This is a genomic window from Jeotgalibacillus sp. 10bf12, from assembly GCF_055597105.1.
Genome location: NZ_CP200276.1, coordinates 3,135,998 through 3,155,039, shown reverse-complemented (window position 1 = coordinate 3,155,039; position 19,042 = coordinate 3,135,998). Strand labels below are relative to the sequence as shown.

The following is a 19,042-nucleotide window of genomic DNA, read 5'->3' as shown; positions in this document are numbered from 1 at the left end:
GTCAGAGCTTTTTTTAAGGGGCAAAAGTCACTAAGTGGCGAAGGTTGCAGAGTGAGCGTCGAACAGTTGTGGTTCAACGTCGAACAAAAACATTCAAGTGGCGAACAGGACGACTTGTATGCTGAATGCCCACATCCAAACGACGAACCATATCCAAAACCCTTGCTAACAAATCCCTACTGAGAGATGATAGAAAAAAAGGGGGAGACAAGATGGATTGGAATAGAGATACACTGATGGATTCATTGGGGATCAAAATGATCAGCGTTGAAAAGGGGAAAGCAGTTGCTGAAATGCCGGTAGACGGGCGGACACATCAGCCGTTTGGTTTTCTGCACGGCGGTGCATCAGTCGCACTCGCTGAGACAGTCGCAAGTGTAGGATCAGCAGCGATGGTTGATTTGAATGAATACAGCTGTTTCGGTCTTGAAATTAACGCAAATCACATCAAGGCTAAGAGAGATGGTGTGGTAACGGGAATTGCTGAGATTATACATAAAGGGAAAACCACTTTGGTGTGGGAAATTAAAATTGTGGATGAAGAGCAGGAGCTGCTTTGTATTTCACGCTGTACGGTAGCGGTTGTACCGAAACGTAAATAGGGTTTAATTTCCTTCTCACGTGGAAAAGTATGAGCAAATGAGGAGGAGATTATGTATGCCCTGGAGTAAAACAGATTATCCTGATTCCTGGAATAACCTTGACCCTGATGTCAGAAATAAAGCGATTGACATCGGGAATGCACTTTTACGGGAACAGAATTACGATGAGAGCAGAGTCATTGCGATTGCAACAGACAAAGCAAAGCAGGCGGTTCAAAAAGATGACCAGGACACATACCAGCTTAAAAAGCATGATGATGGCTGGCAGCTTGTAAAGAAGGGCTCTGACAAAGCGATTTATGTGGAAGAAACAAAAGGTAACCTTGAGGAAAAAGCGAAATCCTATGTAACCGACCATGGAGGACAGCTTGAAGTTTATCAGGAAGATGGTTCATTTGATCAGACTTTATATGAATCAAAAAACTCATCCGGGAATTAATCCCTGGATGAGTTTTTCTTTTTCTTCGCTTCAAACTGTTCTTTTTTAGCAAGGTCGTCGTGAACGGTTTCAGGTGCGAGCTCTACACCTGTATTATATGCGGCACGGGCGATCAGGTGTCCACCCACAGGGGCTGTAATCAGTACAAAAAAGATACCGAGCACAATCCGTGAATTAAACATGACTTCCTCTGTTAAAAAGAAGAGGAGCGCACCAAGTAAGACACTCATGACACCAAGTGTTGCACTTTTAGAAGCAGCATGCGTTCTTGTGTAGAGATCGGGTAAACGAATCAGCCCGATCGCTGTAACTAGACCAAAGAAGGCACCAATCAGGATAAATGCGACTACGAAATACTCACTTACGTCGATCACGGTCTACAATCGCTCCTTTCTCGATATATTTTGAGAAGGCAACTGTACCGATAAAGGCCAGAATCCCGAGCAATAAGATTACTTCAAGAAATACGCTCGTACGCAGCAGGATAGAAAACAGTGCAGTGACTGCAATCAGGCTGATGCCAAGTGAATCAAGCGCAATAACGCGGTCTGCAACTGAAGGGCCTTTAATTGCACGAAAGACGATACCGATCATGGCAATCGCAAATGCGACAAGTGCGATATATACAGTGATATTCAGCATTATCGGCTCACCTCCATAATTGCTTTTTCAAAGCCTTCACGTATCGATTCTACATTTGACTTAATATCTGAAGCATTCAGTGCATGAATATAAAGTGTACCATTGTCATCACTCACATCAACGACAAGTGTACCTGGTGTAAGTGTGATTAATAACGATAACAGTGTGACTTCCCATCCCTGATCAAGCTTGGTATCGTATTTGAAAATACCTGGCTTTAAGTCCATATTTGGACGCAGCACAATCACTAATACTTCAATATTTGCTTTTATCAGTTCAAAGGTGAAGAGCAGGGTCAGTTTAATGACTGCCCATACTCTTAATAAATATATTCTTGTCTGAAAGAACCTGCGCATAGCAAAAATAACAAATGTTCCGAGCAGATAACCAATCAGAAACGTGGCTAAGTTAAAGTTACCGGTTAAAAACATCCACAGGAACGCTAAAAAGAAATTTAATAAAATTTGAAATGGCATATCACATTACTCCTTTAACACTGCTTCAATATAGATTGCAGGATCGATGAGTGGTTCTACCGCCATTTGAATAAATGGATAGACTGCTTCAGAGCCAACGCCATAAGCAATGGCGATCAGCACTAATCCTGCAGCCGGCACCCACAGGCGGTTTGCAAGGTGAGCTTTTGCTCCGTGATACTCTTTTGGCGTTCCCCAGAAGCCATTCATAAAGATCTTCATTGCAGAATACAGAACTAGTAAGCTTGAAAGCAGGATGATCAATGGACCAACCATATCTCCTGTTTCAAAGCCACCCTGAACAATCAGCAGCTTTCCAATAAATCCGCTGAGTGGCGGAATCCCGGCAAGCGCGAACGCTGCAATCAGGAAAGTCCAGCCAATACGCGGATAATCCCTGATCATGCCGCCCATCTGATTCAGATGGCTTGCCCCTGCAATGGCCATCATAATACCAACGAGCAGGAATAGCGCTGCTTTAATCACCATGTCATGAAGAAGATAGAAGACGGCTCCTTCGAGTGCTGCGGGTGTCATTGCTGATACACCGTATAGAATAACACCGACTGCAATGACGATATTGTAAATAATAATTGTTTTAACATCTCTGTAGGCAATTGCACCAATGACACCAACAACAATGCTGAGCAGTGCAAGAACGGCAAGGATCTGATGTGTAAAGCCCTGATCATGATAAAAGAACAATGTGTACGTTCTCATGATCGAGTAGACACCAACTTTAGTCAGCAATGCACCAAACAGTGCAAGAATCGGAATCGGTGGTGCACTGTATGAGCCGGGTAACCAGAAGTACAGCGGAAAGATTGCACCTTTTAATCCAAAGATAATCAGGAAAAAGATTGCAATCACTGTAATGATCCCCGGGCTGCCGAGTTCATCAATACGACGGGATATATCTGCCATATTTAAAGTGCCGACAACTGAATACAGATAAGCAACACCTGCTACAAATAATGCGGACGATATGACATTAATCAGTACATATTTAATCGATTCACGCAGCTGTCCGCTTTTACCGCCTAAGGCGATCAGCATATAAGATGCGATTAGAAATACTTCAAAGAATACAAACAGGTTAAAAATATCACCTGTCGTAAAGGCACCATTGATTCCTGTTAAAAGGAACATCACGCCAATATAGAAAAAGTATCTTTCATAAGATTCATCCATGTAGATCATCGCATACCAGACAACAAAGAATGTCAGGATACTCGATGTCAGGACTAGTAGCACTGAAAGCATATCTGACACCAGTGGAATTCCATATGGTGCAGGCCAGCTTCCAAGGTTAACCGTCTGGATACCATTCGCTTTAACTTCTGCTGCCAGCACAATCGTAACAATAATTGTCCCGGCGATTGCTATCAATGAAATGATCCGCTGTGCTTTAATGCGTTTCGGGAAGAACATTAAGGTGACAGCAGCGAAAAGCGGAACGAGTATCGGTAGTAATGGTAAGTTAATCATTTGACTCATTCCCTTTCATTTCTTCCATATTATCTGTTCCAAGTTCCTGATACGCACGGTAGGCAAGTACCAGGAAGAAAGCCGTTACCCCGAAACTGATTACAATAGCCGTCAGAACAAGTGCCTGAGGTAATGGGTCAGCGTATGAAGTAACGCCATCCATCAGAACAGGCGCATCACCTCTTTTAAGACCGCTCATTGTTAAAAGAAGCAAGTGGGCCCCGTGACTGAGTAGTGCTGTTCCAATGATCACGCGTAACAGGCTCTTCGATAGCATCAGATACACGGCAGAAGTGAACAGAATACCTACAACAATTGTCATTAAAATCTCCATTATTCACTCTCCCCAATCGTCTGAATAATGGTCATCGTTATACCGATTACGACCATATACACGCCAATATCAAATAACACAGCTGTATGAAGAGATGTCTCACCTAAAAGTGGCAAATCAAAATAGTCGTATGCGTGTGTAAGAAAAGGTACGTTAAACAATAGTGCACCAGCCCCTGTTAAAAGGGCGATCATCAGACCAACAGCTGTCATCAGCCGATAATCAAATGGCAAAATTGTGTTTAATGTTTTTATATCGTAAGCAAGTAACAGTAAAACAAGCGCAGCTGCAGTCATCAAACCTCCGATAAATCCTCCGCCGGGAGTATAGTGGCCGGCAAAGAACAAATGGATGGAGAATAAAAGAATGATAAAAGAGATGACTGTCGTTACAGTCTGAAGGATCAAATCATTCGGTTGTTTCTTCATCGTTTTTGCCTCCTAACTCCGCGGAAGTTCACCATTGCATAAATTCCCAATGCTGCAATGGCAAGCACGCAAATTTCGAAGAATGTATCAAAGCCACGGAAGTCAACAAGTATAACGTTAACCATGTTACCGCCCGCTGCCAGCTCATATACATTATCAATATGGTACTGAGAGATCGATTCAAATGACTGATTGCTGAATGAAGCAATCCCAATCAGTGTCACAGTCACACCAACCAAAATTGAGATAATCGCATTACCAAACTTGAACTTCATGCGCTCTTCTTTTCTGCTGATCTCAGGCAGATGATAGAAGCACAGCAGGAATAATGCGGTTGATACTGTTTCAATTACAAGTTGTGTCAGTGCCAGGTCAGGCGCTCTGAAGAATACGAAGAACAGGGCAACTGAATAGCCGACAACACCAAGTAATACAATCGACGTCAATCTTGATTTAGCAAACAGAATAGTGATCGCACCTGCAACAAGGACAAGCGCAAGCGCAACTTCATAGATTCTGATCTCTGCCAGATTTGAGGTATCCACTAAGAATGCATCACGAATACTAAGCGTGGACAGCAGAATCGCTACAAAGAATCCAAAGATATAGATCAGATAGGATCTCATATACCCGGTAATCACAAATTCATTCAGCTTAAAGCTTCCTGACTCGCTTCTTTCAAGGCCGCGATCATAAACACCGTTAATTGTAAATCTCTCAGGAATCCGGTTGTAAATGCCCTGCCATTTTGCAAGCGTGGCATACATCAGTGTCCCTGTCAGAATAATACCGAGTGTCATGAATAGCTCAGGTGTGAATCCGTGCCAGAAATAAATATCTACATAAACTTCCTGCCCTGCATCCGTCAGGCTTGGCAGTATCGATTCAACTGCCGGCTTAATCATACTGTTAGACAGCAGGTTCGGGAAGAAACCGAAAATAACAACCAGTGTAACAAGCACAAGAGGGGAGATTAACATCCCGATTGGTGCTTCATGCGGCTTTTTTGGAAGCTTATCAAATTGAGGCTTCCCAAGGAACGTTTTAAAAACAAGCATAATACTGTAGATAAATGTAAATACACTTGCGATCCATGCAATAACAGGGAATAAAATGCCCCACGTGTTTAAATTGAACAGATCCAGTTCAAATACTGAAATCATACCCGTCAGGAACATTTCCTTACTCAGGAATCCGTTAAATGGCGGCAGACCTGCCATTGAAAATGAACCGATAATGGCAATCGTAAAGGTAATCGGCATCAGATTAACAAGGCCGCCAAGCTTTCTGATATCACGTGTCCCGGTTTCATGATCCACGATACCCGCCATCATAAACAGCGCTCCCTTAAAGGTTGCGTGGTTAATCAGGTGGAAGACAGCTGCAATTGTTGCTGTCATATACATATTTTCATCAAGCGTGTCAAAATGCAGTGCAGCTGCACCAAGTCCGAGTAATGACATGATCAGACCGAGCTGACTGATGGTTGAAAAGGCAAGTATTCCCTTCAGGTCAGTCTGTTTTACTGCATTAAAGGATCCCCAGAATAAAGTGAAGATACCAAAGCCTGCAACCAGCCATAACCAGACACCCGATTCAGCAAAAACAGGACTCATGCGGGCCACAAGGTAGATACCCGCTTTTACCATAGTTGCTGAGTGAAGGTAAGCTGATACCGGCGTCGGAGCTTCCATTGCATCCGGAAGCCAGACATGGAAAGGAAATTGTGCGGATTTCGTAAATGCACCAAGTAAGATCAGAATCATCGCAAACAGGAATAATGGCTCTGCCATAAGGTCTCCTGACATTCCGATCAGCTCGCGGATACTGAATGTACCACCCATGATATAGAGTAGTACGATACCACCAAGCATTGAAAGACCGCCAAATACGGTGATCAGCATAGATTTTTGAGCACCATATCGTGATCGCTCTTTATCATGCCAGTAACCAATTAACAGGAATGATGAAATCGATGTGAACTCCCAGAACATATACATCACAATAAGGTTATCTGAAAGAACAACACCAAGCATTGCACCCATAAACATTAATAAGTACACATAAAAGTTACCAAGTGCTTCTTTTTCTTTAGCCAGATAATAGATCGAATAAAGCACAACAAGTGATCCAATACCTGTGATCAGAAGGGCGAATAACAGCCCGAGTCCATCTACGTAAGCAGTGAAATTGATGCCCAGTGATGGAATCCATTCGAATGTTTGTGAAACTGTCTGTCCGCTGCTTGTTACCGGCATGTACTGGATAAAGTAAATAAACAGTGCCAGCGGAACGAGCAAGACGAACCATCCCGTATGAATTGAACGGAAGCCCTTAAATAAAAAAGGGACAAATACCGCCGCAATAAATGGCAGTAAGATGGCTAAGTGAAGCAGCGACAATGAAGATCCCTCCTTAAAAATTCTGTCACACATTTAAATAAGGACTCTCGCCTTACACGGAAGTCCTTAGTGATGTGATCTTTTATATCTCGTATAAAGGTAAGTATAACGTAAAAGACGTGTATATGCATAATGGAATCACTCGTATCATAGGCTTCGTCCTGTGCTTATATATAGGAAGAAATAGATCAGAGGACATAAAATTTTTACATCTTCGTGTCGAAAAATGACGGCGGATGCTAGAATCTTTTGGAATTTCCTTTTAAAAAACGAGAGAAACGATTATCATGTGAGTAGATGAATTACTGGGAGCGTCATAAATGAAAAATACATACTTAACAGGATATCTTCCTTTATTTTCAATTTTAATGTTCAGCTTATCATTTTCAGTGTATGGTACAGGTGTGTTGACTGAATTATTCAGAGGAATTGGCATTTATGCTGGAATGAGAGAATTTTTATCTGATCTTGAATTAAAAATCTTTATTTTGATTGTACTCATGATTGTCTGCTTTATGATTTTTGCAGCTTTAAAGCTGATTGCTGAAACAGTGAATGAAGTGGCCCTGCTGTTTTTCTCAAGAGATAAAGAGGGAGAGGCGCTGACCCGAGTCCGATCCGGATCGCTGATTTATTTCTTTGGCTCACTGATCACGATTGTCAGTCTTTCTTCTATTGGAGGGCTGCTGATTATATTTGCTGTCACGTCGTTTGTGTATTTTATTTATTTTGTCATGAAAGTGAGTACCACGCTGTCTGCGGGTGGTACGATCGGTGTGATTTTGTTTGAAATTACGGTGTGGTCTGCCATGATTTCGGCTGTATTGTACGTTGTGATCAGGCTTTATAATGGTCTGCTTGCAAGTCTGCCGATTTTGGAGCAGCTGCCTGCATAAATATTTGAACACCTCTGATGTTTTTGGTCAGGGGTGTTTTTGTTTTGGAGCTGGTAAAGGGCGGTGAGGTGGCTTCACTGATGCTCGCTTTTGCTAATCCCTTCAATTCAGCAGTATTTCCCTCAATTTGAAAAATGATTCCCTCATTGCCAAAATGATTCTATTGATATTAGATTTTATTCCTTCATTTCGATTTGCAACGGGTTAATTGCACCATCTTGTCTCAGTATTCCTTCAATTGCAAGATCCATCTCATCATTTTCAGCTCAATTTCCTTCAAGCCGCTGTGCTCACCCCACTAGCGGCTCCACAACCCTAAATAAAAACACCCCTTAGCCAGCACCTGACGTAAGGGGTGTTTTGCTACCTCATCATATCCTTCCAGATTAAATGCGCCGGCCGGTCAGTCTCGATGCTTCTCATACTCTCTGGCAGGTCGTGTCCAACCCATACACCGCCTGTGTACTGGTCTGTTAAGCCGACTGTCCAGTAGTCAGCCCATTCATTTGTCGTTCCGGTTTTAATTCCAATATACGGTTTATTCAAGTAGGCTGGGCTTCCTGTCCCGGATACTGCTGCAGTGTTCAGCAGCTCCCTCATTTTAGAGGTGGTCTGGGCGGTCCAGACTGGGATCTTTTTGTCTTCCCACTCATAGAGTACATTTCCGGCAGTATCTGTAACCATGCGTATCGCATGAGCGGGTGTATAGCTTCCGTCTATGAAACTCGTATAGGCGTCTGTCAGTTCAAGCGGTGACATGCCGTAAGTGAAGCCACCTGATGCAGCAGCCAACGTCCGGTCACCGGGCTGAATTAAATCAAAATCAAATGCATTCAAGTAATCAAATGACAAATCAACCCCGGTTTCATTCATTAATCTAGCTGCAGGTGTATTAAGGGACAACAGGAATGCTCTTGATAGTGATACATTTCCATATTCAACCCCACCATAATTTTCAGGGCAGTAGTTATCGACACAAAAGCTATTGCCATTAACAGTCTGACTTAAAAATGGCTGGTATGTTTCGATATAAGGGGCATACACAAGAAGTGGCTTAATCGCTGATCCCGGCTGCCGCACTGCCTGATAAGCGCGGTTGAAATTATATTTCTGATAGTTTTTACCGCCTGCGATGCCTACTATTTCCCGGGAAACATTATTGATCAGAACCGCTGCTCCTTCGACCCCTTCATATGGAAGGTTTTCGTTAACAGCAGCGACCGTTTTCTGCTGTAGAGCTGGATCGAGTGCGGTATGGACCATAATGCCGGAACCGAGCACCTCATTTGTCCGCTGGTTCAGCTCCTGACTGATCTGTTCTCTGACAGAAGACTTATCAGCACGGTCGAGCCTTTCTTTGAACCCTTCTTTTTCAGCAATCAACTGCTTTAATTCATACTCAATATAGACTGCATAATCAGGATACAGATCGGTGTTTTCATATTGCTGCATAATGATGGGCTCTGCTTTAAGGGATTCAGCCTCTTCACTGTCCATCATGTCTTCAAGTACCAAAATATCAAGTAGTCTTTCCTGACGTACCTTTGCCTCATCGAAGTTGTTAATTGGATCATATTTTGAAGGATTATTAGGAATTGCTGCTAAGAAAGCCATTTCTGCTTTTGACAGCTCATGAAGGTCCTTATCAAAATAATACATTGATGCACCCTTGATTCCGTAAACTCCGTTACTGTAATAAATAATATTCAGATAGGCTGAGAGGATTTCATCTTTAGACAGTTTCTTTTCCAGTTCATTTGCATAAAATAATTCAGTCATTTTACGGTTATAGGTTTTATCCTGTGTTAAATAAAGGTTTCTGGCGAGCTGTTGTGTGATGGTACTTCCGCCCTGCTGAATATGAGTAAAGACCAGGTTTTTTACAACAGCGCGGATAATTGCTCCTGCATCAAAGCCGATATGATCATAAAAATTCTGATCTTCTGAATACACAGTTACATCCTTTAAAAACTGAGGAATTTCTTCATCCGTAGCATATAGTCTTACACCTGAATTGCCCTGGGCAAAACGGTTTCCATCTTTATCGAGAAGAAAGCTTGTCTCATTGGATTGAATCTGATCCACATCAACTTTTTCGGATACCGCCTGCTGAAAAGCAGCCTGCGTTTTTATTTCTTTATCCATTCCAACCCATAGCAATATGCAAAGCGGAATTAAAAATAATACACCTGTAAAACCCAGTGCCATTCGCATAGCGCAATTCTCCGTTTCTACTTAATGATCTTCAATTGTTACCTGCTGCCTGCTCCACCAAAGCAGTCCGAATGCGCTCAGGAATAAAAATCCCGTCACATAAAACACAGAGGAGATTCCGATATAACCGGACAATAATCCGCCAAATGCGGGACCTGCAACGTTACCCAGGAATCTGAAACTCTGATTGTAACCAAGCACTTCACCCTGCATGGAGACAGGAGCGGCGTGTCTGATAAATGCGGTCACGCTCGGAATGATGCCGCCAATTGCAATCCCGAATAAGAATCTTAAAATAACCAGCTGCCACAGCTCTGTTACGAGTGCCTGCGGAATAATAAATGCAGCAGAAAGCATAAGCAGGATGGTCAGCACTTTCGTATAACCGATCGCGTCACCAAGCCTGCCCCAGCCCCTTGTTGCAATCAGATTCCCAAATCCTGTGGCAGAAAAGGCGAGACCTGATAAAAAAGCAATATTTGCAGCACTTGTCAGACCGTCTACATAAAGTGCAAGAAGCGGCTGAATGCTGAAGTTTGCCATCTGAACAAGGAATGACAGTACCATCACAGTCAAAAGCATACGCTGACTTGTAATATGTTTAAAAACTTCTTTTCTCGTATATGTTTTCTCATTCTTTTTATCGGCAGATTTCTTCTTTTCTGTAATCCCGAATAGAACAACAGTGGCCGCAATTGAAATCACAATGGCAGTAATAATAAAGGTATAGCTGAATCCGAAAGCATCCGCCATTAATCCGCCAAGGATCGGTCCGAATAAACCACCGGTTACTGTACCCATCTGAAGGGTGCCAAGCGTTCGGCCTGCAATATGCTTTGGTGTCTGTGAAGAAATTAAAGCAAGAGAGGTTGGAATAAAGCCGGTTACAACGCCCATAAACATTCTTAAAATAAACAGACCAAGAACTGAATCAATAAAGCCCATCATAAAAATACTGAAGGCAATTCCGTAACCTGTAATCATTAAAATGGGCTTGTACCCGAAGCGGTCACCAAATCTGCCCCAGATTGGCGATACAAAAAAAGCAGTCAGAAAAGTGATCCCGAATACAAGGCCTGACCACTTCTGAACATATTCGGGAGAAAAATTCCCCATTGTTTCTATATAAAGAGATAAAAATGGTAAAACCATTGTAGCACTCGCAGCGACTAAAAAGTTCGCTATCCACATAATCGTCAGATTCTTCTTTTCAACAGTAATTGCAAACACCTTCTCATCATCATGTCATTCATTATTTCGTGTACCGTAGTAATTATACACCTTTGAATACAACCTGCAACAAAGCATCACGGAAATTGTCGTATGAAAATTCAGACATTTATATAAACATTGATCCGTCACGTGTTATAATAAACCCAACATTTTTGTGGATCATCCCACAGTATAAGGGGGGGTAGTATGAATGAAGTAACCATTTTTATTGATTTTGAATTTTCCATGCCGGAGGGGAGAGGACATAAAGGTTTTTTTCCTGAAATTATTGAGGTGGGCCTTCTCGCAGTGCAGGGAGGCAAGCAGGAACAGTTTTCAAGCTATGTAAAACCCCGTGTTTTTAAAAGGCTGTCGCGCAGGTGTAAGAACTTTTTAAATATCAGCCAGCAGCAGGTTGACCGTGGTATTTCACTATATAGTCTGGTTGATAAGCTTGCTGAATATAATCAGGCCGGCCCGTGCAAAGTCGTCACATGGGGCAATATGGATATGAAGGTATTGAAGCAGAATTGTCAGATTGCCAAGCTGCAATTTCCTTTTACAGGGGAATTTGTAGACCTGTCTATGGAGTATAAACGTTTTTTTGGTGACCGGAACCAGACCGGCCTTTGGAAAGCGGTGCAGGAGTATGGAAAAGATGGAACCGGTAAACATCACAAAGCCCTGGATGATGCCATGACCACCTATCATATCTATCAGCTTGTCGAAAAAGATAAAAAGTATCTGAACAGCTCAGAGGCAACGACAATTGGCGACCGCGTGGATTTCTCTGCGCTGAGGCAGTTTCTCGCCCAATAAAAAAGAACCCGTGCATGGGTTCTTTTTTATGGCTAAAATTTCAGGTTATACATTAATTCGTACTCACGCTTCACACCCTGAAGCGCTTCAAGGCTTTTGTTGTTATAGGGTGAATCTTCAGTCTTCAGCTTTTCTTCAAGGCTGCTGACTGACTGGATCAGACTTTCATTGTAGTCTGTCAGTTCCCCATCGAACGGTTTAACCATAGATGACGGGATATTTGCCCGCTCATTGAAGGCAAGCGCCTTGCGCTCATGGAAAAATGGTACGTCTACCTGTTTGGGATTATGCAGATCTCCCTGTTCAGGATGCTTGATCACACTTTTAATACGGATCACCTGATGCTCTGTATGTACTTGGTCAACCTCACCAATATAAGCACCGGTTTTATAAAATGCTTTCACCAGGTTCATAAAATCTCCACTCCTTTAACATTAGTTTACCTTAAAATGATGATTTTTTCTTTTCGTTCGTCTAAAGTATTAAATGGAGGCGATAATTATGAATTTAAAAGCACTATTACTATTATCTTTATTACTCATTCTGTCAGCTTGCGGCGGGGCAGAGGAGGAAAGCGCAACTGAAACTGAAAGTACTGAACCGGAATATACAGTAGTAGAAGGATATCCTCAGACAAATCCTGAACCTGCTGAAAATGAGCCGGTCGCAAAGATGGAGACGTCAGAAGGAACCATAACACTGAAACTGTTCCCTGACCAGGCACCTAAAGCAGTAGAAAACTTTATGACACATGCTGAAAACGGTTATTATGACGGACTCACTTTTCACCGCGTCATCCAGGACTTTATGATTCAGGGTGGAGACCCTGATGGCACTGGTGCAGGCGGGGAAAGTATTTATGGAGAGCCTTTTGAAGATGAGTTTGATGAGTCACTGATCAATATGAAAGGTGCATTGTCGATGGCGAATTCAGGTCCGAATACAAACGGCAGTCAATTTTTCATCGTACATGCAGACTCTGTTGCTGAAGAAATGATTGGTCAGATGGAGGATGCTGAATTCCCGCAGGAAATCATTGATATTTACGCAGAGCGCGGCGGCACACCGTGGCTTGATAACCGTCACACAGTATTCGGACAGGTAATTGAAGGAATGGATGTTGTTGACCAGATTGCTGCAACTGAAACAGTCAACGATGCTCCTGAAGAGGATATTGTGATTGAATCGATTACAATTGAAGAATAGTGTACACGAATTGTTCACGTGAAGTCTGATTTACCCGCTGTTATAATAGTTGTATCAGACAGATGTGAGGAGGGCGGCCAATGGTTGCTGAATGGTTTGTGTTACAGCTTTTCCTATATTTCCCTGAGGATAAATCCGAATACCTGCCGGCTGGATTATGGCTGCTGTTATTCGTATTACTGACATACGTAACGTATAAGTGGATTGTACGCGTATCAAAAAGACAGGCAGATGAAGCGAAAAAGCTTGAAGAAAAGCTGATGAATCGTAAAGATACACATTCATAAATCGTAACGGCCGGATCACACATGTGTGAGATCCGGCCGTTTTTTGTTTGTAAAAGAGGGATTGAGGCTGCTTTTATGTCAGTAGAGAGGCAGTATCGTGCACTCAGCATGGGTTTATTGTGCACTCAAATTTGATGATAGAGCACTCAAGCCGGGTGTATCGCGCACTCGATCGCGCAAATACAGCACTCAAACAGCACATATACCTACCTCAACCGAAAATATACCAACTTCAACAGATTCATTCTCAACCGTTATGATCAAAAACTTATTCAAAAGCCTTCTTCAATCTCTCCATACCTTCCTCTACCATCGCGCGCGGGGAAGCAATATTCATACGGATAAACCCTTCTCCACCTTTACCATACTTTTCACCCGTATCTACACCGAGCTTCGCTTTCTGGTAAAGTGCTTCTTTCATTTCATCCTCACTTAAGCCTTTTTCACGTGCATCGATCCATAAGAGGTAGGTGCTGTCAGGCTCCATCAGATACAGGCCGTCAATTTCCTGAATGCCTTTTCTGACAATTTCAAGGTTTCCTTCAAGGTAATCAATGAGCTGCTCGAGCCATTCTTCACCTTCTGAATAAGCGGATTCCATTGCCGTAATGCCAAATGTGGAAAGTGTAAAGAATCCCTGTTTCCCCTGATCTTCCTGCAATTTTTTACGGACTTCTTCATCTGAAGCAATGACAGCTGAAGCCTGCATCCCGGCTAAGTTAAATGTTTTTGAAGGTGCGACAAATGTGATAATGTGCGCGTCATCCTCAGCTGCAAGTGCTGCCGGTACATGCTTTGCGTGACGATACACAAGGTCTGAATGAATTTCATCAGATACAAGATATACGTTTTCCTGCTTACACATATCAGAAATTCTCTTCAGTTCTTCTTCAGTCCAGATTCTGCCTGAGGGATTATGAGGGCTGCAAAGTAAAAACATCTTCACGTCTTTCAGTTTCTCAGCCAGATCCTCCCAGTCGATTTCATAGCGGGTATTTTTCTCGATCAGCTGCGTCAGTACGAGTTCCCGATCGTTCTGTTCAACCATACTGAAAAATGGAGGGTAGGCAGGTGTCATCGTCAGCACCTGATCACCTTTTTCAGTCAGGGCTCTCACTGCAGTTGCGATCGAAGGAACAACACCGGGTGAATATAGATACCAGGCAGGGCTTGTCTTCCAGCCGTGTCGTTTCTCAAGCCACTTCGAAATGATTCTTGCTGTTTCAGGCGGTACGAATGTATAGCCGAATGGCGGTTCTTCCATCCGCTTTTTCATTGCTTTCATGACAGCATCAGGCGGCAGGAAATCCATGTCAGCTACCCACATCGGCAGCAGGTCATCAGTTCCGAAGACATCCTTCATCATATCCCACTTTACAGAATACGTTCCTTTTCGTTTTAAATCTGTGTCAAAAATACTCATCAGAAACACATCCTTTCCATCTCTCTATTCTATGGTATGATAGATTGAGCATTTTTCAAAACAATTAGGTGGGGCATATGAATATAGAAATGAATGAGATGAATTTAAAGCTGGTCATGATCCTGCAGGAGTGGGACCCTTTTGACATAGGGGAAGAAGGTTATGATGGGGAAATTGCAGAGGTAGTTGGTGCTGTACATGAACTTCATCATCCAAGTGATCTTGCGAAAAGGATACAGGCGATTTATGAGCGTACATTTGAGAAGTGGATTCCGCTTCAGGAGTGTACGAAAGTGTCATATAAGCTGCTTGCAGTTAAGATGAATAATGGTGAATCATAAAAGGAGGATGAGACAAATAATTGTCTCATCCTCCTTAATCGTTCCGCTGCGCTTCAGGCGGACGCTTTCCGGACGGCGGTCGCTGAGCCCCTTCGGCTTCGCCAAGAGGGTCTCAGCTATCCCGCTAATCGTCCCGGAGTCGCCGCCTTACGCTCCGCTACACTTAATGTTTAATTAACAGATTGTTTAGCCTGTCTTTTTCCAACTTTTAAATAATCTCAAGCGACTGCAAAAAGATTGCGATAATCGCCAGTGGTGCAACTACTTTAATCAGGAAGTACCAGACGTGCATCCATTTCGCATGACCGTTTGCACCCTTTTCAAGTTCTGCAAATACATCTTCTTTTTTCAGTCTGAATCCAACAAACAAGCTGATTAACAATGCTCCGAGTGGTAACCCGAAGTTATTGGCTACATAATCTGCAAAATCAAAAATCAACAGCCCGTTAATGGTAACATCAGTCAGAACACCGAACGACAATGCACTTGGAAGTCCGATAATGAAAATCAGGATACCTGAGATCCAGGCATACTTTCTGCGTTTTTCAGGACGTCCTTTTGATAGGGAGGCGGTCACGATTTCGAGAATCGAAAATGCTGATGTTAATGTTGCAAACAGCAGTAGGACCAGGAACACCAGCATAAACAGTCCGCCGAATGCCAGCTCGTTAAATACTGCCGGCAGTACAACAAACACAAGTCCGGGACCTTCTCCAGGCTCAAATCCAAATGCGAATACTGCAGGGAAAATTACAATACCTGCAAGGAGTGAAATCACGATATTTAAAATCGCAACTGATCCCATTGATCTGCCTAAATTTTCATCATCCTTCAGATAAGAAGCGTAAGTAACCATTACTGAAACCCCGACACTCAGTGCGAAAAACGACTGCCCTAGTGCAAGGAGCATCGTTTCGCTTGTCATATAGCTCCAGTCAGGAATGAATAAGTAAGCAAGTCCTTCAGAAGCACCATCAAGCGTCAGTGATCTGATCGCAAGAATAATAAACATAATCAATAGTGCCGGCATCATGATCTTACTTGCACGTTCAATCCCATTTTGAATGCCGGTCTGAACGACTGCGATTGTTAAGATCATAAAGATCGCCTGTGCGAGCAGTACTTCAACTGGATTGGAGATAATCGTTTCAAATAATCCGCCGTATTCCTCCTGGGAGAGCCCCATCAGACTGCCGGTTACACTTCGGAACAGATAGGATAGGATCCATCCGCCCGCAACACTGTAAAATGAAAGGATAATAATTGCCACTACTGTACCCAGATACCCGACAAATGGCCATGCGCTTGAAGGAGCGAGTTTTCTGTATGTGGAGATCGCATCAGACTTCCCGCGTCTCCCGATCACGAACTCAGCCAGCAGGATCGGTCCTGCAATTAATACGGTAAATAATATAAAAAACAGCAGAAAAATACTCCCGCCATTTGATCCCGCCATATACGGAAACTTCCAGATCGCACCGAGACCAATTGCTGAACCGGCGGCTGCCAGTATAAAACCGATCTTTGACGACCATTGCTGTGATTTCATCAGTTCCACCTCATCTTTCATTGATTTGTATATGCTACTACAAGTATACAAGAGCTGAAAAGGATTTTTTTAAAAATATGATTTAAAATGTTCTGTAAATTCTTTCAAACAACTTAAACGTCCCGGTAATTTCTGTATAATAGTAGAAAGAACAGGGGGAGAAAGATGGACCAGTTAAAGAAACAGTGGCTGATTGAAGCCAATCAGCTGTTACTGCAGTCAGGCGTCACGTCTGAACATCGTCAGACCTGCCTGGCTATACTAAATCAGGACCAATTTGACTCGAGAACTGCAGTTTTAAAAGAAGCTTACGATTTCGCACAGTCATCAGATCATGATGAAATCGAAAAAGTATCACCCCATGCTGATGATCAGGAGCTCCATGAAGCGATTCAAACACTTCCATTTACTCAGAAAACAAGCCTGTCCTTATATCACTACCATACATTCTCAGAGAGTGAAATCGAACTCATTACTTCTCTTTCATATCAGGAATTTTTAACACATGAGCAGGCTGCAGTCAGTAACCTGGCTGCAAGGTGGCATACGGACAAGGGACAGATCAGCCGGTTTCTAATGTTATTGGATGAAGCCTACAAAAAACAGGAACCTGATCTTGAGCATTTACCGGAACCTGAGGAGGTCGAAGAGGAAGTCGCTCAGGTTCAGAAGAAGAAGTCGAAATTGCCGACACTAGCAGCAGGAGGTATTCTCACAGCTGCAGCAGGCGTTATCTTTTTACTGAATGATCCGATTCCTGAAGTCGCAGAAGAAGCTTCAGGAAGTGCTGAAGAACAGGTCTATGAAGAAAGTAAAATAGCCGAGCTTGATGAGCTGATTAAAAACCGCAAAATTGAGCTTTCTGAATCGCTAGGTCTCAGTGAGGATGAAGTTAATCGACTGGTGATGGTTCAGAATGTAGAGAGCCAGCTGCAATTTTTGAGAGATGTCAATGAGGGGTATTACGAAAATACCCACAGTGATCATGAACGGATGCTGACGTTACTGAGTCAGGAAATCGAGACTACGATGCTTCCTCCAATGGAGATGCTTGAGGCAGGCTATGAGTGGGCAGAAGAGTATGACATGCATCATGAAATCATGCGGTCAGATGTGGCAGTCAATATGTTTATGGATACAGGTCAGAATCTGATACACGTTTATGAACAAAAGCTCAATGAAAATATCGATTCGATCGCACCGTGGAACAGATCGTATTATAAGGATGATGAATTACCTGAAAAAGAACGTGTGTTGAGAGAAAAAATCAAAGCAAATGGCTTTACTTATGACTATGACGCTGAAAATGCGGAATTCGCTGTGACGATGGGCGGAGATGCGTTTGAAGACAGGACGGCATTTATACATCCTGTCCATCAGGAATTCCTGAAAAATATGCCTTTACCTCATGAAAGGGTGTTTCCACAAAATTCAGTTCAACCAGATCCTGATTTTACATTATATGCAGCTGAAGCACTTAATCTTGAGGAACAGATAAAAAGGCTTTATGAGCTTAATGAAGAGGTAAGATCTGACGAAGAAAATGATCATTACTACCAAGGGCTGCCTGACAGGCTTGGCTTTCAATATAGTGAACTGGTTAAAAGGCTGATTTTAGGCGCAGACATAAGTGGTAACAGAATGGACGTTGAGTTAAATGAAGATCAGCTGACGGCCTGGGAGAATATCCTTGAGGATCGTACCTTTGAAAACTCTTATATCCGGGAAATGGCAGCGTTTCACTATACGATAGGTGAACAATATGGGTTCGTCATGCCGGATGGCTGGTCAGAAATTGACTTTTCTCCGTTTTATCAATTTCAGGGAGCGATACATGATGCAGGGATCTTTAGCGCAGTTGAAATGCCGCTTGAAGGTTATCTGAAGGATATTTACGACACATACGTTGCTGAAGAAGATGTCGATGCGCTTAAACTCCTTCACCCGAAGCACTTAATTCTGTTTTACTTTCATGCACTTCAACAGGAAGATTATGAGATTGCCTATTCGTTAATGGGCGGGGAGGACCTTCCTGAATATGCCCGCTTTGAAGAAATTGTGAGGGCACATACTTTTGAATTTGAACCAGTTAACGACTTATCTTATACAGGTGGTACACAGAACAACGAAGTGACAGAAGCTAACTTCAGCATCCATATGCATGGCTATCAGGTTGAAGTCAGCATGGTTGTCGAAGATGAAATGTATAAAGTGAAATATACGAGTGACGGAATGTTTAATATGATCGACATGAAGAGTGAGGAAGAGGTTTCTAATTAGGATT

General features: G+C 42.8%; 20 protein-coding genes. 8 read left to right on the top strand and 12 right to left on the bottom strand.

Going from position 1 to position 19,042, the window contains the following annotated elements; all coding sequences use genetic code 11:
- Positions 1-212 precede the first annotated feature (212 nt).
- Together DH10bf12_RS16485 and DH10bf12_RS16480 are read left to right on the top strand one after the other, a co-directional pair.
- Positions 213-602, top strand: coding sequence for a hotdog fold thioesterase (locus DH10bf12_RS16485; RefSeq protein ID WP_471736309.1), 390 nt, complete (start codon positions 213-215; stop codon positions 600-602).
- 55 nt (positions 603-657) lie between these two features.
- Entirely contained in the window at positions 658-1,041 is a 384-nt protein-coding gene (locus DH10bf12_RS16480; protein WP_471736308.1) for a DUF2188 domain-containing protein, read from the top strand.
- Here the strand turns inward: DH10bf12_RS16480 and mnhG are convergent.
- From mnhG to DH10bf12_RS16445, 7 genes are read right to left on the bottom strand one after another with little or no spacing between them, the layout of a single operon-like run.
- Complete coding sequence (gene mnhG, locus DH10bf12_RS16475; RefSeq protein WP_471736307.1) at positions 1,038-1,415, bottom strand: monovalent cation/H(+) antiporter subunit G; 378 nt, start codon at positions 1,413-1,415, stop codon at positions 1,038-1,040. The genes DH10bf12_RS16480 and mnhG overlap by 4 nt on opposite strands.
- Positions 1,399-1,683: a Na(+)/H(+) antiporter subunit F1 gene (locus tag DH10bf12_RS16470; RefSeq protein ID WP_471736306.1), complete on the bottom strand. Its 285-nt coding sequence runs from the start codon at positions 1,681-1,683 to the stop codon at positions 1,399-1,401. The genes mnhG and DH10bf12_RS16470 overlap by 17 nt, the downstream gene beginning before the upstream one ends.
- Entirely contained in the window at positions 1,683-2,159 is a 477-nt protein-coding gene (locus DH10bf12_RS16465; RefSeq protein ID WP_471736305.1) for a Na+/H+ antiporter subunit E, read from the bottom strand. The genes DH10bf12_RS16470 and DH10bf12_RS16465 overlap by 1 nt, the downstream gene beginning before the upstream one ends.
- 6 nt (positions 2,160-2,165) lie before the next feature.
- A complete protein-coding gene (locus tag DH10bf12_RS16460; protein WP_471736304.1) occupies positions 2,166-3,647 on the bottom strand; it encodes a Na+/H+ antiporter subunit D in 1,482 nt (493 codons plus the stop codon).
- Positions 3,640-3,981, bottom strand: coding sequence for a Na(+)/H(+) antiporter subunit C (locus DH10bf12_RS16455; RefSeq protein ID WP_471736303.1), 342 nt, complete (start codon positions 3,979-3,981; stop codon positions 3,640-3,642). The genes DH10bf12_RS16460 and DH10bf12_RS16455 overlap by 8 nt, the downstream gene beginning before the upstream one ends.
- Complete coding sequence (locus DH10bf12_RS16450; RefSeq protein ID WP_471736302.1) at positions 3,981-4,409, bottom strand: Na(+)/H(+) antiporter subunit B; 429 nt, start codon at positions 4,407-4,409, stop codon at positions 3,981-3,983. Before DH10bf12_RS16450 ends, DH10bf12_RS16455 begins: the two co-directional genes overlap by 1 nt.
- Positions 4,406-6,811: a Na+/H+ antiporter subunit A gene (locus DH10bf12_RS16445; protein WP_471736301.1), complete on the bottom strand. Its 2,406-nt coding sequence runs from the start codon at positions 6,809-6,811 to the stop codon at positions 4,406-4,408. Before DH10bf12_RS16445 ends, DH10bf12_RS16450 begins: the two co-directional genes overlap by 4 nt.
- A 320-nt stretch (positions 6,812-7,131) precedes the next feature.
- Here DH10bf12_RS16445 and DH10bf12_RS16440 point away from each other — a divergent pair, with 320 nt between their 5' ends.
- Positions 7,132-7,707 (top strand): DUF5366 family protein, encoded by a 576-nt coding sequence (locus tag DH10bf12_RS16440; RefSeq protein ID WP_471736300.1) that lies wholly within the window; start codon positions 7,132-7,134, stop codon positions 7,705-7,707.
- A 363-nt stretch (positions 7,708-8,070) separates the two neighbouring features.
- Here DH10bf12_RS16440 and DH10bf12_RS16435 read toward each other — a convergent pair whose 3' ends face one another.
- Both DH10bf12_RS16435 and DH10bf12_RS16430 read right to left on the bottom strand, forming a co-directional pair.
- Positions 8,071-9,921 carry a transglycosylase domain-containing protein gene (locus DH10bf12_RS16435; protein WP_471736299.1) on the bottom strand — a complete coding sequence of 617 codons (1,851 nt, stop codon included), beginning with the start codon at positions 9,919-9,921 and terminating at the stop codon, positions 8,071-8,073.
- Positions 9,922-9,942: 21 nt separating this feature from the next.
- Positions 9,943-11,142, bottom strand: a complete 1,200-nt coding sequence (locus DH10bf12_RS16430) for an MFS transporter (protein WP_471738259.1) — start codon at positions 11,140-11,142, stop codon at positions 9,943-9,945.
- Between the two features lie 198 nt (positions 11,143-11,340).
- Between DH10bf12_RS16430 and kapD the strand changes: the two genes are divergently transcribed.
- Positions 11,341-11,952: a 3'-5' exonuclease KapD gene (gene kapD / locus DH10bf12_RS16425; RefSeq protein ID WP_471736298.1), complete on the top strand. Its 612-nt coding sequence runs from the start codon at positions 11,341-11,343 to the stop codon at positions 11,950-11,952.
- A 32-nt stretch (positions 11,953-11,984) separates the two neighbouring features.
- Here kapD and kapB read toward each other — a convergent pair whose 3' ends face one another.
- Complete coding sequence (gene kapB / locus DH10bf12_RS16420) at positions 11,985-12,365, bottom strand: kinase-associated lipoprotein KapB (protein ID WP_471736297.1); 381 nt, start codon at positions 12,363-12,365, stop codon at positions 11,985-11,987.
- Positions 12,366-12,453: 88 nt separating this feature from the next.
- Here kapB and DH10bf12_RS16415 point away from each other — a divergent pair, with 88 nt between their 5' ends.
- Together DH10bf12_RS16415 and DH10bf12_RS16410 are read left to right on the top strand one after the other, a co-directional pair.
- Positions 12,454-13,158, top strand: a complete 705-nt coding sequence (locus DH10bf12_RS16415; protein WP_471736296.1) for a peptidylprolyl isomerase — start codon at positions 12,454-12,456, stop codon at positions 13,156-13,158.
- 80 nt (positions 13,159-13,238) lie between these two features.
- Positions 13,239-13,445, top strand: a complete 207-nt coding sequence (locus DH10bf12_RS16410; RefSeq protein WP_471736295.1) for a hypothetical protein — start codon at positions 13,239-13,241, stop codon at positions 13,443-13,445.
- Positions 13,446-13,713: 268 nt separating this feature from the next.
- Here DH10bf12_RS16410 and DH10bf12_RS16405 read toward each other — a convergent pair whose 3' ends face one another.
- Positions 13,714-14,868, bottom strand: coding sequence for a MalY/PatB family protein (locus DH10bf12_RS16405; protein ID WP_471736294.1), 1,155 nt, complete (start codon positions 14,866-14,868; stop codon positions 13,714-13,716).
- A 77-nt stretch (positions 14,869-14,945) separates the two neighbouring features.
- Between DH10bf12_RS16405 and DH10bf12_RS16400 the strand changes: the two genes are divergently transcribed.
- On the top strand, positions 14,946-15,209 hold the full coding sequence (locus DH10bf12_RS16400; RefSeq protein WP_471736293.1) for a DUF1871 family protein: 264 nt from the start codon (positions 14,946-14,948) through the stop codon (positions 15,207-15,209).
- A 208-nt stretch (positions 15,210-15,417) separates the two neighbouring features.
- Here DH10bf12_RS16400 and DH10bf12_RS16395 read toward each other — a convergent pair whose 3' ends face one another.
- The gene (locus tag DH10bf12_RS16395; protein ID WP_471738258.1) at positions 15,418-16,761 is read right to left on the bottom strand and encodes a sodium-dependent transporter; all 1,344 of its coding nucleotides are present in this window, start codon (positions 16,759-16,761) and stop codon (positions 15,418-15,420) included.
- 162 nt (positions 16,762-16,923) lie between these two features.
- Between DH10bf12_RS16395 and DH10bf12_RS16390 the strand changes: the two genes are divergently transcribed.
- Positions 16,924-19,038, top strand: coding sequence for a hypothetical protein (locus DH10bf12_RS16390; RefSeq protein ID WP_471736292.1), 2,115 nt, complete (start codon positions 16,924-16,926; stop codon positions 19,036-19,038).
- The last annotated feature ends 4 nt before the right edge of the window (positions 19,039-19,042 follow it).

Coding starts and splice junctions, on each gene's coding strand:
- DH10bf12_RS16440 (WP_471736300.1), top strand. CDS start 7,132: ATGAAAAATACATACTTAACAGGATATCTTCCTTTATTTTCAATTTTA.
- DH10bf12_RS16470 (WP_471736306.1), bottom strand. CDS start 1,683: ATGCTGAATATCACTGTATATATCGCACTTGTCGCATTTGCGATTGCC.
- DH10bf12_RS16435 (WP_471736299.1), bottom strand. CDS start 9,921: ATGCGAATGGCACTGGGTTTTACAGGTGTATTATTTTTAATTCCGCTT.
- DH10bf12_RS16460 (WP_471736304.1), bottom strand. CDS start 3,647: ATGATTAACTTACCATTACTACCGATACTCGTTCCGCTTTTCGCTGCT.
- DH10bf12_RS16485 (WP_471736309.1), top strand. CDS start 213: ATGGATTGGAATAGAGATACACTGATGGATTCATTGGGGATCAAAATG.
- DH10bf12_RS16410 (WP_471736295.1), top strand. CDS start 13,239: ATGGTTGCTGAATGGTTTGTGTTACAGCTTTTCCTATATTTCCCTGAG.
- DH10bf12_RS16480 (WP_471736308.1), top strand. CDS start 658: ATGCCCTGGAGTAAAACAGATTATCCTGATTCCTGGAATAACCTTGAC.
- DH10bf12_RS16400 (WP_471736293.1), top strand. CDS start 14,946: ATGAATATAGAAATGAATGAGATGAATTTAAAGCTGGTCATGATCCTG.
- DH10bf12_RS16390 (WP_471736292.1), top strand. CDS start 16,924: ATGGACCAGTTAAAGAAACAGTGGCTGATTGAAGCCAATCAGCTGTTA.
- kapD (WP_471736298.1), top strand. CDS start 11,341: ATGAATGAAGTAACCATTTTTATTGATTTTGAATTTTCCATGCCGGAG.
- DH10bf12_RS16405 (WP_471736294.1), bottom strand. CDS start 14,868: ATGAGTATTTTTGACACAGATTTAAAACGAAAAGGAACGTATTCTGTA.
- DH10bf12_RS16415 (WP_471736296.1), top strand. CDS start 12,454: ATGAATTTAAAAGCACTATTACTATTATCTTTATTACTCATTCTGTCA.
- DH10bf12_RS16450 (WP_471736302.1), bottom strand. CDS start 4,409: ATGAAGAAACAACCGAATGATTTGATCCTTCAGACTGTAACGACAGTC.
- kapB (WP_471736297.1), bottom strand. CDS start 12,365: ATGAACCTGGTGAAAGCATTTTATAAAACCGGTGCTTATATTGGTGAG.
- DH10bf12_RS16465 (WP_471736305.1), bottom strand. CDS start 2,159: ATGCCATTTCAAATTTTATTAAATTTCTTTTTAGCGTTCCTGTGGATG.
- DH10bf12_RS16455 (WP_471736303.1), bottom strand. CDS start 3,981: ATGGAGATTTTAATGACAATTGTTGTAGGTATTCTGTTCACTTCTGCC.